The 17332-nt window shown below is 53.8% G+C and carries 16 protein-coding genes and 1 tRNA gene; 13 read left to right on the top strand and 4 right to left on the bottom strand.

The features are described from left to right. Window positions 1-11 precede the first annotated feature (11 nt). Window positions 12-2792: a helicase C-terminal domain-containing protein gene (locus tag MCACP_RS06635; protein WP_406678551.1), complete on the top strand. Its 2781-nt coding sequence runs from the start codon at window positions 12-14 to the stop codon at window positions 2790-2792. Window positions 2793-3008: 216 nt separating this feature from the next. Then, the gene (locus tag MCACP_RS06630; protein WP_406678550.1) at window positions 3009-3479 is read left to right on the top strand and encodes a hypothetical protein; all 471 of its coding nucleotides are present in this window, start codon (window positions 3009-3011) and stop codon (window positions 3477-3479) included. Between the two features lie 150 nt (window positions 3480-3629). On the opposite strand, the gene MCACP_RS06625 is transcribed toward MCACP_RS06630, so the two are convergent. After that, a complete protein-coding gene (locus tag MCACP_RS06625) occupies window positions 3630-4013 on the bottom strand; it encodes a TIGR04086 family membrane protein (RefSeq protein ID WP_406678702.1) in 384 nt (127 codons plus the stop codon). 114 nt (window positions 4014-4127) lie between these two features. On the opposite strand from MCACP_RS06625, the gene MCACP_RS06620 reads away from it, so the two are divergent. The 8 genes from MCACP_RS06620 (at window position 4128) to surE (ending at window position 10575) form a co-directional block, all read left to right on the top strand. Continuing rightward, the gene (locus MCACP_RS06620) at window positions 4128-5114 is read left to right on the top strand and encodes an acyl-CoA dehydratase activase-related protein (protein WP_406678549.1); all 987 of its coding nucleotides are present in this window, start codon (window positions 4128-4130) and stop codon (window positions 5112-5114) included. Next, a complete protein-coding gene (locus tag MCACP_RS06615) occupies window positions 5111-6223 on the top strand; it encodes a 2-hydroxyacyl-CoA dehydratase (RefSeq protein ID WP_406678548.1) in 1113 nt (370 codons plus the stop codon). Before MCACP_RS06620 ends, MCACP_RS06615 begins: the two co-directional genes overlap by 4 nt. Continuing rightward, window positions 6198-7160: an acyl-CoA dehydratase activase gene (locus tag MCACP_RS06610; protein ID WP_406678547.1), complete on the top strand. Its 963-nt coding sequence runs from the start codon at window positions 6198-6200 to the stop codon at window positions 7158-7160. Before MCACP_RS06615 ends, MCACP_RS06610 begins: the two co-directional genes overlap by 26 nt. Before the next feature lie 17 nt (window positions 7161-7177). Continuing rightward, window positions 7178-8143: a hypothetical protein gene (locus tag MCACP_RS06605; RefSeq protein WP_406678546.1), complete on the top strand. Its 966-nt coding sequence runs from the start codon at window positions 7178-7180 to the stop codon at window positions 8141-8143. Window positions 8144-8161: 18 nt separating this feature from the next. Beyond that, the gene (locus MCACP_RS06600; RefSeq protein WP_406678545.1) at window positions 8162-8629 is read left to right on the top strand and encodes a Fur family transcriptional regulator; all 468 of its coding nucleotides are present in this window, start codon (window positions 8162-8164) and stop codon (window positions 8627-8629) included. Window positions 8630-8718: 89 nt separating this feature from the next. Beyond that, window positions 8719-9675: a tetratricopeptide repeat protein gene (locus tag MCACP_RS06595; protein WP_406678544.1), complete on the top strand. Its 957-nt coding sequence runs from the start codon at window positions 8719-8721 to the stop codon at window positions 9673-9675. Then, complete coding sequence (locus MCACP_RS06590) at window positions 9635-9790, top strand: YpmA family protein (RefSeq protein WP_406678543.1); 156 nt, start codon at window positions 9635-9637, stop codon at window positions 9788-9790. Before MCACP_RS06595 ends, MCACP_RS06590 begins: the two co-directional genes overlap by 41 nt. Window positions 9791-9792: 2 nt before the next feature. Beyond that, a complete protein-coding gene (gene surE, locus MCACP_RS06585) occupies window positions 9793-10575 on the top strand; it encodes a 5'/3'-nucleotidase SurE (protein WP_406678542.1) in 783 nt (260 codons plus the stop codon). Here surE and MCACP_RS06580 read toward each other — a convergent pair. After that, entirely contained in the window at window positions 10536-12077 is a 1542-nt protein-coding gene (locus MCACP_RS06580) for a putative polysaccharide biosynthesis protein (RefSeq protein ID WP_406678541.1), read from the bottom strand. The genes surE and MCACP_RS06580 overlap by 40 nt on opposite strands. Before the next feature lie 184 nt (window positions 12078-12261). Between MCACP_RS06580 and fusA the strand changes: the two genes are divergently transcribed. Next, a complete protein-coding gene (gene fusA / locus MCACP_RS06575) occupies window positions 12262-14307 on the top strand; it encodes an elongation factor G (RefSeq protein ID WP_406678540.1) in 2046 nt (681 codons plus the stop codon). A gap of 41 nt (window positions 14308-14348) precedes the next feature. Here the strand turns inward: fusA and MCACP_RS06570 are convergent, their stop codons facing one another. Together MCACP_RS06570 and MCACP_RS06565 are read right to left on the bottom strand one after the other, a co-directional pair. Then, on the bottom strand, window positions 14349-15083 hold the full coding sequence (locus MCACP_RS06570) for a DNA-methyltransferase (RefSeq protein WP_406678539.1): 735 nt from the start codon (window positions 15081-15083) through the stop codon (window positions 14349-14351). 165 nt (window positions 15084-15248) lie between these two features. Next, window positions 15249-15324 (bottom strand) — tRNA-Trp (locus MCACP_RS06565). Between the two features lie 115 nt (window positions 15325-15439). Here MCACP_RS06565 and MCACP_RS06560 point away from each other — a divergent pair. Further along, the gene (locus MCACP_RS06560; protein ID WP_406678538.1) at window positions 15440-16297 is read left to right on the top strand and encodes a PHP domain-containing protein; all 858 of its coding nucleotides are present in this window, start codon (window positions 15440-15442) and stop codon (window positions 16295-16297) included. Beyond that, the gene (locus MCACP_RS06555) at window positions 16294-17223 is read left to right on the top strand and encodes a D-alanine--D-alanine ligase (protein ID WP_406678537.1); all 930 of its coding nucleotides are present in this window, start codon (window positions 16294-16296) and stop codon (window positions 17221-17223) included. The genes MCACP_RS06560 and MCACP_RS06555 overlap by 4 nt, the downstream gene beginning before the upstream one ends. Window positions 17224-17332: the final 109 nt, after the last annotated feature.

Here is a 17332-nt window from a genome sequence, read left to right as displayed (position 1 = left end):
GGTGCCGGTAAGTGCTACCCCATACTTATGTCGTCCTGGATGTAGAGACAACCGGCCTGGACCCAAACCAGGACCAGATCATTGAGATTGCCGCCGTCCGCCTGGAGAAAGGCCAGATAACCGGCCAGTTGCACACCCTGGTCAATCCCGGCCGGCCGATTCCGCCCTATATCCAGAAGCTCACCGGTATTAATGACGCCATGGTCCGCGAAGCCCCCCGTTTGGCAGAAATCCTCCCCGATTTGCTGGATTTTATGAGTGAGGCTATTCCCGCCGGTCATAATGGCAATTTCGACCTGGCTTTTTTAAACCGGGCCCTGGGTACTACTGCCTGGCACCGCCCCTTGCTGGATACCTTAACCTTGAGCCGTATACTCTATCCCTGCCTGCCCTCCTACCGGCTGGAGTTTTTAAGCCAAAAATTTTCCCTCGAAGTAACCGCACACCACCGCGCCCTGGGAGACGTACTGGCCACCGTCCAGCTGCTACATACCCTCTGGCGGGCTACCCTGGCCCTGGATAAGCATCTATTAACCAGCCTGCTCAAGCTGGCTCCGGCCGGCCTGCAGCCCTGGTTCCAGGCAGCCCTGGCCGCCGAATCCATTCCGGCGGCCCCGGCAGAAGTGGCCGCTACCGGGCTCTTTGCCCTGGAGGAACTTCAGGCATCACCGCCGGTAATTCCCGACTTCAGCCCGGACGAGATAGCCGCCCTCCTGGCTCCAGGAGGCCTGCTGGCCAGTAAACTCCCCGGTTATGAATACCGCCCCCAGCAGGCCGATATGCTCCGGGCCGTAGCTACGGCTATGAGCAGGAATCAGTACCTCATTGTTGAAGCCGGAACAGGTACGGGCAAATCCCTGGCCTATCTCCTGCCGGCCATCTACTGGGCCTGCCGCCAGGGCAGGAGAGTAGCCATTGCCACCCATACTATAAACCTCCAGGAACAACTCTGGCATAAAGACTTGCCCCTCTTAAAGGAAATCCTTCCTTTCCCCTTCAAGGCCGCCCTGGTCAAGGGGCGCAATAACTACCTCTGCCGGCGTAAACTCAGGGATTACCAGCATAACCCCCCTCCAGGGGAAGAAGAACGCCATTTTATTCTCAGGGTACTGCGCTGGCTCAAGCTGACTACTTCCGGAGACTGGAGCGAAATGAAGCTGAAACCGGAAGAGGAAGTTTTGAAGCTTGCCCTGGCCGCCGATAAGGACACCTGTGCCGGTAACAGCTGTCCCTTTAATGACAGCTGTTTTGTCAATGCTGCCCGGCGGGAGGCGGAAGCTGCTAATATCTTGATTTTAAATCATTCCCTGCTTTTAAGCGATGTCCGCTTTAACAACCAGGTACTGCCCGATTATCCCTATCTTATCATTGATGAAGCCCATCACCTGGAAGAAGCGGCCACCGAACACCTGGGCATTTCGGTCCGGCAGGCCAGTTGTGACTTTTTTCTCCACCACCTGGGAGGGAGAGGTAGTAACTTTAGCTTTTTAGGGCGGGCCTGGAACCTTGCTCGCCGTTTAACCGGGCAAGGAAACGCCGAACTGTTACCCCTGCTTGAAGATTTGGAAGGAACTGTTGTCAGGGTTCAACGTGAATGGCAGACATTCTGGGACGGCCTGGCGCAATTAAGTGCGGCGGCCCTGTGGGAAAATAGCAACTCCACTTTACGCTTCGCGGCCCGCTTGAAGGAAACGCCGGCCTGGGACAGCCTGCTAACCATCTTTGGCCGCCTGGAGGAAACCCTGAACGGCCTGGCCGGTCGCCTGGGTCGCCTGGCGGAATTGCTTTACGCTGCCGGTGCTGAAGAAATGGCGGCTGATGCTGCCAACCTTAGCAACATCTTTGCCCAGTACAGCCAGGATCTGGGGCAAATCCTCGAAGCCGACCCGGAAACATGCGTTAGCTGGCTGGAAAAAAATAATGCCAACCAGTATACCTTACGTTCGGCCCCCCTGGAAGTTGGGCCCCTGCTGGCAGAACTGCTCTTCGCCCGAAAAGAAGCTGTAATTTTAACCTCGGCTACTATAACTGTTGATAATACCTTTGATTTTTACCTGCAGCAGGTAGGATTAACGGCATTGCCTTCCGGGCAGATCACTACCTGCCAGGTGGCTTCGCCCTTTGACTACCGTTCCCAGGCCCTGGTGTGTAGCGTCAGGGGACTCCCAAATCCCGGCCAGCTTAACGACAGTGCTTACGCCGCAGCTATTGCGCCGGTGATAGCGCAGATTCTGCCGGCCGTCGGTGGCCGCACCCTGATCCTCTGTACTTCCCACCGTTTCTTGCGCGATATGTACAACATCTTGAGCCCTATGCTGGCTGACAGCCATTTTAGGGTCCTGGCCCAGGGCATTGATGGGGGTCGCTCCCAGCTCCTGGAGGAATTCCGGCAAACACCCCGGGCTGTCCTCCTGGGGGCCAACAGTTACTGGGAAGGTATTGATCTTCCGGGGGATCTCCTGCGCTGCGTTATTATTCCCCGCCTGCCTTTCCCTTCTCCCGGAATGCCTGCCCTGGCGGCTCGCATGGAACATCTGGCTGCTAAAGGAGGAAACCCCTTTTCAACTTTAAGCTTGCCCCAGGCTGTTATCCGTTTCCGCCAGGGCTTCGGTCGCCTGATCCGGAGTTCTGCCGATCGCGGCGCCCTGGTAGTCCTCGACCAGCGCCTCCTCTCCCAGCGCTACGGTCGCCATTTCCTCCAATCCCTGCCGCCGGTTACCACAGCTGAAGTGACACCGGATGAACTCCCTGAAAAGCTAATGACCTGGTTTAACCCGCCTGCTGCCCGGTAAACATGCACTTTTGCGCCGTGGCCTTAATACTATAATTAATGAGGCCAGACCGGAGTGAGGTGAAGAGCATGCGGGTTTACTTTATTCCCTTACCGTCCTTTTTGAAACGCCTGCTAAAGAAACTTTTACACCAGGAATGAGGGGGCAACCTCTCTTCTTTTTTAGCATAAAAGGCCGATCCCACCATTACAATTAACCATGGAGGTGGGATTGAGAATGCGGGGCTTTAAATATTTCGTTTTGGGTTTAATTCTGGGAATAGGACTGACCCTGGGGTGGTTTTCCTTTAGCGAAAAAAACAAAACTTCCGAGCCTGCTCTGCCGGCACTGGCTGCGACCAGCCAGCAGCAGGCACCCTTTGCTGTTATTTATAGCTTTTACCAGGCCCTGGCCACGGGAAGGGAGGATCTGCTTTCCACCCTGGTCACCCGGGAGTTTGGCGCCGCTCTGAAAAGCACCTCCCTCCTTCAGAGGTGGCAGCAACGCCGGCAGCAAGATCCGTCCCTGCGGTTCGTTTTTTTCCTGATTAAAGAACAGGAGGTTGATCTTAAAACCGGAACTGCCCGGGTCCGGGGAAGTGCTGAGTGGGTATCATCCCGGCAGGGTACCCTTTCCGTTCCCCAGACAATTATCATCCTAAACGAGCAAGGTACATGGAAAATACAGGATATCAGGGAGCAGGGATAAAAATGGACTTCATGCTACCCAAAGAAAAACAGGCCCTATGGCCTGGCAGTTTTACCCCACGAGGAGGTCCGCGTTTCCGCCTGATCTTTGGCCTTGCATTTCTGGCAGGAGGCCTCCTCTACTGGTTACTGGTAGCCTTCTGGCATTGATTTAACGGCCGGCCATGCCGGCTACCCCGCCCATGGCTCCGGCCAGGAGACAAAGCCCCAGCTTCTGGCCGGTAGCGCCCAGGGCCAAAGACCCTCCGGTCCAGCCCATGGCCAGGGTGACTATAAAAAAGAGCAAGCCAACCCCCAAACCCTGGACAAGCCCCCTGGCCGCGGCGTTCCTTGCTGCCTGCAGCCCCCCAAAAAAGACGGCCAGGGCCACGGTAATACTGGCCAGCAACGGTAACAGGCCCTCGGAAAGGGGAGTGAAATACAGCCCTAACCCTATCAGAATGGCCATACCCAGGCCTGATAACATGGCATAAAGTAACCCTATCAAAACAGCCCCCAGCAAGATTTCCACCCCCGATCCCCATTCTTGTCTCACCAAAAACCTATGCTGGCCTCCTGGAGAAAATACCTGCATCTTTATAATCCAAGAAGGTATTTTTTAATGAACGTCGAAATCTAGGTAGGATAGTTCAACAGGAGGAAGAATTCTTTGGCGTTACATATCGGCTTTCCGACAGCCTTGATTTATTACAGCCATTTTCCCTTCTGGTTAGCTTTTTTTAACCGCTTGGGAATCGAAATTGTTACGTCGCCCCCGACTACCAAGGCTATCCTGGATGACGGCTCCCGCGAGGCAGTAGCCGATGCCTGTATTCCTATTAAACTCTATCACGGTCACGTCCTGACCCTTAAAGATAAGGTAGATGCCATTTTTATTCCGCGCATGGTAAGGATAAGTAAGCGCACCACTTTTTGCCCCAAATTTTTAGGTTTACCGGATATGGTGCGTGCTGGCCTGCCCCACCTGCCCCCCATCATCGATCTCCAGGTCGATGCGGGCCGGGGCTTATGGAGTTTATGGTCAACCTGCCGGGGCCTGGCCGAACTGCTGGGTTTTAGCCTGCGGCAGGCATGGTCTGCTTACCTGGAAGGAAGGCACCACCAGTATGCCTACCAGAAATTGCTTCTGGCCGGTTACCTGCCTCTGCAAGCCATGGCCAAACTACGGGGCGAGACGGCTGAAGCTCCAACCAGGGAACCGGGAAGATTGAACCTGGCCGTCCTGGGCTATCCCTACCAGGTTTATGATCAATATATCAGTCTGGATATTATTGGTAAGTTAAAAAAGTTAAAGGTAAATATCTGGACCATGGAAATGGTTCACCCCGCCCGGCTCTACCGGTTGAGCAGCCGTCTTCCCAAGCGCCTTTTCTGGCATTATTCCAACCTGGTTCTTGGAGCCACCTATCATTACCTCCAGCAGGGAAATATAGACGGCATCATTCATGTCACCGCCTTCGGTTGCGGCCCTGATGCTATGGTGGATAAAATTATGGAAATGGACATCCGTAAGTTAAGCCGGGGGCAACTGCCCTTTATGTCAGTAAGCATTGATGAACAAACGGGTGATGCCGGTTTAACCACCCGCCTGGAAGCTTTTGTCGATATGTTGCTCCAGAGGAGGGGGAACAGGTGAAAAAGGTCTCCTTTGCCCACATGGGATATTCCTACCTGGGTTTTAAACAGCTGGTGGAAGATATGGGCTTTGAAGCCGTCGTCCCGCCCAATCCCAGCCGCGCCACCCTGGACCTGGGCGTCACCTATGCCCCGGAATATGCCTGTATCCCCTTTAAAATGGTCCTGGGTACCTACCTGGAAGTCCTGGAGCGAGGGGCGGAGATAATCATTACCTCCGGCGGAGTAGGACCCTGCCGGGCCGGCCTGTACGGTATGATGCACGAAAAGATTTTACGCCACCTGGGGTTTAACTTTGAAATCTTTGTTTTTGATCCCCCCCTGACTGGTTTATGGCCTTTTTTTATCAAATTAAGGCGGGTGCTCAAGAAAGCCGGCCTTTCCTGGCTGGCCTTTGTCGAGGTTGTCCGTCGTGCCTGGGCCAAGTTAAAGCTCCTGGATGAGTTGGAACAGCTGGCCACCAGCATCCGCCCCTATGAATTAAAAAGGGGAGAAACTACCCGCACCTTCCACAGCTGCCTCAAAATAGTGGAGCAAGCCCGGAGCCAGAAGGAAATAGCCGCCGCCCGGGAAGAATGCCGGCAGCTTTTACAAAATATTCCCCGGGATACCAGCCGCCGCCCCCTCAAGGTGGGCATCGTGGGTGAAATTTACGTCCTGCTGGAGCCCTTTATGAATCTGGATATAGAAAAAACCCTGGGAGAGATGGGGGTTATTACCCACCGCTCCATTTACCTGACCCAGTACACGGCCACCGACGTTCTGGCCCACGGTGCCCAGGACGTGCGCCAGCTGGCCCACCCTTATCTAAATCAATTTGTCGGTGGGCATGGTCAGAATAGCGTCGGCGAAACCATCCTTTACGCCCGCAATGGTTTTGACGGTGTCATCCAGCTGGCACCCTTTACCTGCATTCCCGAAATAGTAGCCAAAAGTATTTTGCCGCGAGTCAGCCGGGACTTTGGCATTCCCATTTTAAGCCTGACCATTGATGAACAGACCGGCCGGGCCGGGGTGGAAACCAGGCTGGAAGCCTTCGTCGATCTTTTGCGCCAGCGGCGCGAGCAAATGGAGGCCAGGAATCATGCAACCCTGTTACCTGGGTATTGATGTCGGTTCCGTCAGTACCAACGTCGTTGTCATTACCGCTTCAGGAGAAGTATTAAGCAGCCTTTACATACGTACCCACGGCCAGCCTATCCAGGCCGTGAAAGAGGGACTTCGCCGGGTGAAGGCCACCCTGCCGGGAGACGTGAGCATCGCCGGGGCCGGTACCACCGGCAGCGGCCGCTATCTTGCGGGGGCCATTATCGGTGCTGATATTGTTAAAAACGAGATTACAGCCCATGCTGTGGCCGCCCGCATGGAAGTGCCGGAGGTACAGACCATCCTGGAAATCGGCGGCCAGGACTCCAAGATTATCATTCTCCGCCAGGGAGTAGTGATCGATTTTGCCATGAACACCGTCTGTGCCGCCGGGACGGGTTCTTTCCTGGATCAACAGGCCGCCCGCTTAGGTATCCCCATCGAAAACTTCGGCGAGCTTGCTTTAAAGGCCCGGCACCCTGTACGTATTGCCGGCCGCTGCACCGTGTTTGCCGAATCCGATATGATTCATAAACAGCAAATGGGGCACAATATAGAAGATATTATTGGCGGCCTCTGTGAGGCCCTGGTCCGCAACTACTTAAATAACGTCGCCAAGGGCAAAGAAATACTCGCCCCTATCGTTTTCCAGGGGGGAGTGGCGGCCAACGCCGGCATCCGCGCCGCCTTCAGTAAAGCCCTGGGACAGGAAATTATCGTGCCCCGCCATTTTGCCGTTATGGGGGCCCTGGGTGCCGCCCTCCTGGCGCGAGATTATATCAACAATGAGCGGGAGACTAAATTTAAAGGTTTCGAAGTAGCTGAAGAAGAATTTCGGGCCCATAGTTTTACCTGCCAGGGGTGTTCAAACCTGTGTGAAATTGTTAATATAGAAGAAGAAGGTAATCTAATTGCCCGCTGGGGTAGCCGCTGTGGCAAATGGGATACCCTTGACGAATAGGAAAGGAGTGGAGGGGCTTGCGTGAAAGTACCTTTTCTTTCTGGGAGGATACGGAGTTTAACGCTTTACCAGGTAAACCCCTGGCGGCAGCCGATAACGCTTACCAGGGCCATGCCGGTGAGGAAGAGAACTGGCTCTGGGAAGCCAGCAGCGGTGATGGTACTTACCTGAACGTTTTCTTTACCGTCTGCGGTGAAGAAGGAAAAGCCCGTCTCCTGCTGGCCCGACCGGGTGAAGAAATAATTACCCGGGAAGTCACTGCCCCTTTTACGGCCGCTACCGATCACCTCGATGTCCAAATGGCGGGTAATCGTATCTACCAGCAAGGAAACCTTTTCCATCTAGAATGGCAATCAGAGGAGCCGATAGTGGAGTTGACGTATGAACCCCACCTGCCCGGCTGGCAACCGGGCCACGGTCGGATTAACTACGGCGAAAAGGGTGATAAATACCTGTTCTGGACCGTTCCGGTACCTCGCGCCCGTGTCAGTGGCAAGATAGTCCTGGCGGGACACGAGAAAAGCTTTAGCGGTGAGGGATATATTGATCACCGCCGTTATAATTTCCCTTTACCGCAGACCTTAGGAGGAGCCCTCCTGGGGCGTTATTTTACCGATGCCTATACCCTCCTGTGGGCCGACTTCTGGGGCAACCTCCTATACAGTGGTAAACACGTAAGGGCCCTTTACCTGGCACGCCATAAAGAAATCCTGGCTGCCACCGGTAACCTGGAAGTGCAGGTTTTTGAACAGCTAACTAAGAATAACTTGAGCTATCCTGCCGAACTTTCCTTGCAGGCCGGTACTACACCCCTCATCAGGCTGGATATTAAAGAGACAACAGTTTTGGGCCCGCGATTGGTTACTACCATGGGCGCCCAAGGTCTCTACTGCCTCGGCAGCGGGAAGCTCAGGCTGGCTACCCGGCCGGAAGAAGAAGTTTCCGGACAGGGATTTATAGAAACCTTTACAGCCAGGGATTAAAGGATTGCAGGTGTTACTATGGAAAATACTTTCAATGCCATCTGTCAAAAGCTCCACCAGCTGGATTATAAGGTAACCCCCCAGCGCCAGGTGATACTCAAGGCCTTCCTGGAGAACGCTGCCGAGCACTTAAGTGCCGAAGAGGTATATAATATAGTCAAGGAACGCTATCCCGATATTGGGCTGGCTACCGTTTACCGCACCCTGGATCTCCTGGCAGAACTTGACATTTTGCAGAAAATCAATTTTGGCGATGGCCGCACACGGTATGAGCTGGACCAGAACGAAACCCACTACCATCACCACATGATCTGCCTGGGATGCGGCCGGGTCCAGGAGTTTGATGATGACCTGCTGGAATCCCTGGAAAAACTTTTAACCCACCAGACCGGTTTCCACATTACCGATCACCAGCTGAAATTTTTCGGATACTGTCGTGAATGCGCTGCCAAAAACCAGGGTAAGTCGGGTGGTGACGTTATTTGACGTACGATTTTTGGTATATATGGGAGGAAATGGTATAAAGGAGGGCGAAAAATTAAGGACAGGATGGATATGAAAAGGAGCGATGCGCCGTGTCCAGTCCTGTCCAAAATCCAGCTTACAGCCGGGACCGGCAGCCAGCTGCCCTCTCCAATAAGGAAACATTAAGTAAAGAAGAGCAGGCCTGGAGGCTGCTGGAACTGGGACGCTATCCAGAAGCGGCCCGGCTTTATCAAGCAATCCTTCATGCCAGGAAGCGTTACGCTGCCGGGTGGAACAACCTGGGTTATTGTCTTTTTAAAATGGGGAAAGCAAAGGAAGCCCTGGCCTGCTACCGGAAAGCCCTGAAACTTGCTCCTAAAGATGCGGACATTTTAACTAACACCGGGCTCTGTTACCAGTACCTGGGACAATGGCAGGAGGCCTACCACTGTTTTCAGCGGGCCAGCCAGTATGGTGCCAGGGATGCCGAACTACTGAACAACATAGGTGTCTGCCTGGCCCAGCTCAACCGTGTTGACGAAGCCATCAACTTTTATCACCAGTCCCTGGCCCTGGCCCCGCGACAGGGGGAAGTTATCGCTAATCTGGCGGCTGCCCTGGCCCAGGGACGCCGCTGGCTGGAAGCAATTGAATGCCTGGAAATGGCCTTGCGCCTGTTACCGGCGGACTTTTCCGTCCTCAATAATGCCGCCATTTGCCTGGAAGCTCTTGGTAAATATTACCTGGCTGCGCCCCTCTATGGTCGTGCCCTGGCCCTCCAGCCGGATGATCTGCAGGTAAGACAAAACTATGCTGCCTGTTTGCTCAAACTACGTCGTTTAGAGGAAGCGCGGGAAGTCCTGGAAGAATTGTTGCGCCTTGACCCCCGGCACAGGGATGGGTGGCAGCTGCTGGGCGTCCTGTATGAAGCAATGGGTGAACCTGAAACTGCCGCCGGATGTTACAACCGGGCCTGGGGATTGACTCCCGCCAGTAAAGAAGAAAGAAAGGAGAGAATGGGCCTGCATGCGCCTGCTAGTCAGCAAGAGTTTTACCAGCAACGATGAATTATATAAAATTGTTGACTTATTAAATAAAACCCTGAAGGATTATAACCTCATGTTTGGCCTGTCCAAAGATACAGACGGAAAAACCATGACCCTTTCTATTTACGAGGTGTAACATTGGTAATCCTGGTAACTAACGACGACGGTATTCACGCCACTGGTATCAAAGCCCTGAGCCTGGCCCTGACGGCCATCGGCAAAGTGGTTGTCGTAGCCCCCGAAAAAGAACGCAGCGCCATAGGTCACGGCATAACCATGCACAAACCGTTACGGGTTACCGAAGTTCCGTGGGAAGAGCCCATCGGCAAGGGCCTGGCCATTAACGGCACTCCTGCCGATTGCGTTAAACTGGCCCTGGACGCCCTCCTCGATGAACCCGCGGCTATGGTTGTCTCCGGCATTAACCGCGGTGAAAACCTGGGCACTGATGTCCTTTATTCTGGTACCGTCTCGGGAGCCATTGAAGGCTGTATCAACGGCCTTCCATCCCTGGCGGTATCCCTGGTAGGGGAAGAGGAGTTTGATTTCACTTTTGCCGCCAGTTTCACGGCTCGTCTGGCACGGGAAATACTAAACCGGGGGCTGCCGCAGGGTACTTTGTTAAACGTGAATGTTCCCCACCTGCCTGAGGCTGAAATAAAGGGGATAGCCATCACCCGCCTGGGACGGCGGCGCTACATCAATACCGTCAGCGGCCGGAAAGATCCCCGCGGGAGGGCTTACTATTGGTTGGCCGGTGAGAAAGAGGATCTTGACCAGGGCCCCGATACAGATATCGGCGCCTTGCGATGCGGCTTTATTTCCCTGACACCCCTGCAGCTAGATTTAACCCATTACGCCTTCCAGGAGGAATTACGCAGCTACCTACCAGGCTTGTGGCCGGTCCACGGTAATAAATAAAGGTGGTTGGGGTTAATCACACCAGAGCCAAAAAGAATTAAGAGATAGATCAACCCGCCGCCGGCAACGGCCTGGATAAGGCGCCAGGTTGCCGGTACAGCAGCGAGAACCGTCCAGATAAAGGAAGTGACCAGAACCAACCCGCAGGAGGCCACCACCGGTCCGTAAACAAATGTCCGGAGATCCAGGCGCAAAGGGGTATACCTGGCCAGAGCCAGAAGATTTAAAATAGCCGTCATCCCGCTACCCAGGTTCACTCCCAGGGCGGCTCCGGTAATCCCCAGGAGGGGAGTAAAGAAATAAATTCCCAGAATATCGATAATCCCGCCGATAATGGTCGTTCTGAGAACGGTAGGCATAGCCCCCAGACCATTGAGGATGCCGACGGTAGTTTGCTCCAGGTAGATAAAAAGGCTGCCCCAGGCAAGCATTTTCAAAGCCACCCCGGCAGCCGGGGTGGAAAAAATAAGGTCACAAAGTGGTGTAGCCAGGAGATAAAAGACGACCGCAAAGGGTAAACCGCTTAAAACCGTAAGTTTTAAAGCCTGCCGGCAGCGTTTAGATAAAAGTTCATAATCCTTGACGGCCTGGGCTTCAGCAATGGCCGGGACCATAGCTATAGCAACTGCCACCGTAATAACCATGGGCAGGTAAACAAGGGTCAGGGCGATGCCAGCATACTGACCATAAATTGTCGTCGCTTCCCCTACACTCACTCCCCAGCGCTGCAGCTGGCGGGGGATCAGCAGGGCCTCCAGGGTCAACATTACTCCGCCGGCTGCCCTAGCCAGCATGACCGGCAGGGACAGGCGGGCCAGGGGAAAAATATCGGCCTGCATTGAACCTTCCTGGTAGGGAGCAACCTCATAGTAGGAACGTGCCTGCCAGAAAATCACGATACTTATAACCAACCCTACGAGTTCCCCCAGAACCATACCCATGGCCAGGCCGGCGGCAGCCATGGCCACCCCGTAGGGAAGGAAATGGAGGCCCAAAAAGAGGCCGGCGCCGACGCGGACCACCTGTTCACTTACCTGGGCCAGGGCCACCGGCTGCATCAGTTGCAATCCCTGGAAATAGCCGCGAAAGGCTGAGCAAGTACATACTACAGGCAGGGCCAGCACCATCACCATAAAAGCCTGGTAAACCCGGGCATCGGCGAAGAACCTGCCAGTTAGATAAGGAGCCAGGGACCATAAAGTTAAGGCTGCTATGAGCCCGCTACCGGTTAAAAAACATAAAGAGAGACGGAAAACACTGCGCACCTTTCCCCAGGCCTGGAGGGCTACTCTTTCCGCTACTAACTTGGCGAGGGCCACCGGCACACCGGCCGTAGCGATCATTAAAACCAGGCTATAGAAGGGAAAAACCATTTCATAAAGGCCCATTCCTTCAGCACCAATGTAACGTACCACCAGGATGCGATAGGCAAAACTGACAATCCGGTTTAACAGGCTGGCCAGCATGAGTATAGCAGCACCCTGCCAGATAGATGCGCGCATACTTTCACCCCATCTAAACTTATGCCTGCCGGTAAATGTTTAGAAGAACCAGAAGTGGGGAAAAGTAGAAAGTGCCTATCGTAAAAATATTTGAGTAGAAAAAGAGGATTTTTGCAAAAGGAAGGCTAATATATACTCTGTTAAGTTTTCGTTAACAGCAGAAGGATGAGGAGGGCTTAATTTAATGAAGGTTTACCCCAGTACCAATATCCGCAACGTTGGCATTGTAGCCCATGGCGGCGCCGGCAAAACGAGCCTCACGGAAGCACTGCTGTATAATGCCGGGGCCACCAAGCGTTTAGGCCGGGTTGATGAGGGCAACACCGTAACCGACTACCACCCGGAAGAAATCAAACGCAAGGTAACCATTAATACCTCCCTGGCCTTTGCCGAGTGGCAGGATAATAAGATAAATATCCTCGATACGCCCGGTTACAGCGATTTCTTTGGTGATGTGGTAAGTGCTTTACGGGTAGTTGATAGTGTGCTGGTAGTCGTCAGTGCCGTGGCCGGGGTAGAAGTCCAGACGGAGGTTGTCTGGGAAGAAGCCGAGGCCCGTCACCTGCCGCGGCTGGCCTATGTTAATAAAATGGACCGGGAAAACGCCAATTTCCAGAAGGCTGTAGAATCCATGCGGGAACGTTTGAACGGTCGTATCGTCCCCGTCCAGCTGCCCATAGGAGCCGCCGAAACCTTTAGCGGTGTCGTTGATATTCTAAATCAAAAGGCCTACACCTATGACGGTAACGGTAATGAAAAGGAGGGCCCTGTCCCGGCGGAATACGCCGGCGAAGTTGCATCGCTACGGGAAGCTCTGGTTGAGGCTGCGGCCGAAGGTGATGATGAACTTCTAATGAAATACCTGGAAGGTGAGGAACTTACCCCGGAAGAGGTCCGCCTCGGCCTTAAAAAAGCCATTGCTGAAGGAAAAGTTATTCCCGTACTCTGCGGTTCGGCCCTGAAAAATATGGGGGTTAAACCCTTGCTGGACTACATTGTAAACTATTTACCCTCGCCCGTAGACGTGGCCGGTAAAACAGCGGCCGAACTGGAAAAGGAAAGCCCGGCCGCCCTGGTATTTAAGACCCTGGCCGATCCTTACGTCGGCCGGTTAAGTATGTTCCGGGTTTACAGCGGCGTTCTTAAATCGGACTCTACCGTTTACAACGCCAACCGGGAAAGCGAAGAAAAAATCGGCCAGCTTTTTGCCCTCCAGGGTAAAAACCAGGTAGCCGTGACCGAAATGCGGCCGGGGGATATAGGGGCCGTTGCCAAATTGCAGGTTACCACTACCGGTGATACCCTTACCACCAAGGCCAGCCCGGTTAAACTGGAAGGAATCAACTTCCCCGAACCAACCCTTCCCGTGGCCATCAGGCCTAAAAGTAAAGGTGACGAAGATAAGCTCAGCAATGCCCTGGCAAGGCTGCTGGAAGAAGATCCGACCCTGCGCCTGAGCAAAAATACCGAAACCAGGGAAACCATTCTCACCGGTATGGGCGAGTCCCACCTGGACATTACCCTGGAGCGCCTGCAGCGGAAATTTGGCGTCGACGTAGAAATGAGCACGCCCCGGGTACCATACCGGGAAACCATTCGCTCCAGCGTTACCAGGGTGGAAGGCAAGCACAAGAAACAAACGGGCGGTCACGGCCAGTACGGCCATGTCTTTATCGACATGGCCCCCTTGCCGGACAAGGAATTTGAGTTTACCGAAACCATCTTCGGCGGTGCCGTCCCCCGGCAGTATATCCCGGCCGTAGAGAAGGGCATCCGGGAAGCAATGCAGGAAGGGATCCTGGCCGGCTATCCGGTAACCAATATTAAAGTCAACCTGGCCGACGGTTCATACCATACGGTAGACTCCTCGGAAATGGCCTTTAAGATTGCCGCCGGAATAGCATTCCGCAAGGCCGTTGAACAGGCCAAACCGGTGCTACTGGAGCCTATCATGAACGTTGAAATTACCGTACCCGAACAGTTCATGGGTGACATCATGGGCGATTTAAACAGCCGCCGGGGACGAATTCTTGGAATGGAGCCGAAGGGCAAAAATCAGGTTATCCGCGCCCAGGTACCCCTGGCAGAAATGTACCGTTACGCTATCAACTTGAAGTCTATCACCCAAGGCCGCGGTCACTTTAAAATGGATTTTGCCCAGTACGAAGAAGTCCCGGCCAATATTGCCGAAAAGATCATCCAGGAAGCCAGGCGAGAAAAGGAAGAGTAAGGGATTGAAATCAAAGCTCCCTCGCTGCGAGGGAGCTTTGATTATAGATGCTCTTCTTCAGCCGGCGGCAGAGAAACAGCAGTACCATAAACCAGATCGCCTCCCAGGAAAGTCCGCCCTGTTTTCTGGCAAGCCTTCAGGACCGAATAACTGCCTGCCGCCGGATCGACTACCACATCACCCCGATTTGTTACAGCTTCGATGAGACGTGCTTGCAGAAGAACTGGTTTGGAATGGGGGTGGTCTCCGCTCACTTTCTCCTCCCAGACATCAGGGATATCATGCACCGCCCATACGCCCTTGGCGCGAAGCGGTCGCTTCTGCACGACAAGCAGGTATTCGCACTGCCTGCGCGTTCGATATCCCATACCCATTTTCTGCTTGTTCCAGACGACCATATCAACAATTTTGAGGTTTGCTGGTAACCAGCTGGATACACCCTCGCAGAGGTGAAACTTGTCCACCCACAGGAATAAATGCCCGCTTGGGATGAGAATGCGGCTTATTGCGGCAATGAACTCTTTTATTATATCTTCCGTCATCTGCGGAAGCATGGATCTTTGCATCCCTCTGCTGACACCTTCGTTGCCGTAAGCAAGCTTGTCCAAAACGCCCCGATACTGGGGGTCAAAGAAAACGCAGGGAACAGAATTATCACAGATGGCTCCCAGGAGGTCCCTACCGTCGCACTTATTACGGTAGTTATATTTAAACCTGCTGTCTGCCAAGCAGTGGCAGGCACCTTCAACAAGCCTTACATTCGAAAAGACCGCCATCTGTACTGACTACCTCCCGATTACAACAAAGGCCGCAGGTGAGCACCGGCCTTCAAGGCAAAATGAGGCCGCACAGGTATTATCCTGCACTTTAAGCGGGGGAGGGGCGATTAGGGTAAAATAATATGGCCTCCTACAGAGGCCATAAACCTTGATATATCAGGTTGGCAGGGGTGGCAGGACTCGAACCCGCAACCAACGGTTTTGGAGACCGCTACTCTACCAATTGAGCTACACCCCTACAGCAACTTTATTATACCCTCTTTCCGCCCGCCAGTCAAGGATATGTTTTTTTTACCGCCAGGAAGGTTTCTTTTTTTATAAGCCGAATATAGATATAATGTCAACTTTTCGAGGTGTTGCCCTTGGTATACGCCGATCTTCACATTCATACCCTGTGCTCGGATGGCAGCCTGGCGCCGGCTGCAGTCCTGGAACAGGCGAAAAAAATCGGGCTCAAGACCCTGAGCTTTACTGATCATGAAAGCCTTGCCGGTTATTACCAGGCTTGCGATTACGCCCGGGAACTCGACCTGGATCTCCTGCCTGGAATTGAAATGGTTACATGTTTTAAAGGTCAGGAAATCCATCTCCTGGGCTATAACTTTGATCCCTATTCTCCCGTACTGACATCCGCTTTACAAACCATCTGCCGGGAACGCAATATCCTTGCCCGCAAAGTTATCCAGCGCCTGCAAACCCTGGGTTTTAATATCAGCTGGGAACAGGCCTTAAAGCTTATCCCTCCCGGCGGAGTGCTGGGAAAAAACCACATCCTGCAACTTTTACGGCAGGCAGGTTATCTCCAGGAGCCGGCCCAGACAATTGAATTTTTGCGCTGTTATTTATCCCCCGGCGGCCTGGCCTACATCCCCTATGAAGGTAACCCCTTGCCCCGGGCAATAGCCTTGATTCACGCCGCCAACGGGATTGCCGTGCTGGCCCATCCCGGCCTGATCAGGGATGAAGGACTGTTAAAGCACATCCTGGAAGAGGGCATTGACGGCCTGGAGGTATTTTATTATTATCTAGGGGATAAAGGTCGAGCCGCTATCCGCTTTTTCTACCGGCTGGCCCTGGAACGGCGGTTTCTCATTACCGGCGGCACCGATTTTCACGGTATTTATACGCCAGTTCAAATTGGGGCTATGGGCATTTCCGCCAGGATGGTTAAAAGGTTAAAGGATTTCAAGGAGGCACCTGCAAAAATATGAAAATAGCCGTCTTAATGGGTGGCCCTTCTTCCGAAAGGGAAATTTCCTTAAAGAGCGGGGCCGCTGTTGCTGAAGCCCTGGCAGGCCTGGGGCACCAGGTAATGAAGATTGACCTGGATGAGGAAGTAGTTGCCAAACTAAAGTCCTTTGCTCCCGATGTTGTGTTCAATGCCCTGCACGGCAAGCCTGGGGAAGACGGTTCCGTCCAGGGTTTGCTGGAGATTCTGGGCATCCCTTATACAGGCAGCCGCGTTCTGGCCAGCGCCATTACTATGGATAAAATTATGACCAAGCGCATCTTACGCCAGGCCGGACTTCCCACCCCGGATTTTTTAAGCTGGACTGCCGCCCAGTACGCTGCCGGCAGGGAAGAGGTAAAGCAACGCATTTTAACGGACCTGGGTTTGCCGGTAGTCATCAAAGCTCCGACCCAGGGTTCCACCATCGGCACCTTTATCGTCAGGGAGGAAGGAGAGCTGACTCCTGCCATTGAAGGCGCCTTAAAGTACGATCCTTGCTTTCTGGCCGAGGCTTTTCTTCCCGGCCCGGAAATAACGGCCGCCGTCCTGGGCAATAGTGACCCCCTGGTCTTGCCTCTTATCGAAATCGTTTCCCATACCGGATTTTATGATTATACGGCTAAATATACTCCCGGTTTAAGTGATCATATCATACCACCCCGGCTGCCGGAGGCCGTTCTAACCGCAGCCGCCTCCCTCGCCCGCCAGGCTTATATCCTCCTGGGCTGCCGCGGCTTTGCCCGGGTAGACATGATTGTGGCCCGGGGCCAGGTTCCCCAGGTTATTGAAGTCAACAGTGTCCCCGGCATGACAGCTACCAGCCTGGTTCCCGATGCGGCCCGGGCTGCCGGGTTGGACTTCCCGGCCCTAGTGCAAAAAATAGTTGATCTGGCCCTGGAAGCCTGAAAAGTTCAGGCGGCAGCCCCGGTACCACGGGGCTTTTTCTTTTAACCAGGAGGAAAGGCCACCCCGGTGGCGAAGTATTACTTGTAACCCCCTGCAGGAGGTTTTTAAT

This window comes from Neomoorella carbonis (assembly GCF_045278715.1).
Classification (GTDB): Bacteria; Bacillota; DSM-521; order Neomoorellales; family Neomoorellaceae; genus Neomoorella; species Neomoorella carbonis.
This window is presented reverse-complemented; position numbering and strand designations above follow the sequence as displayed.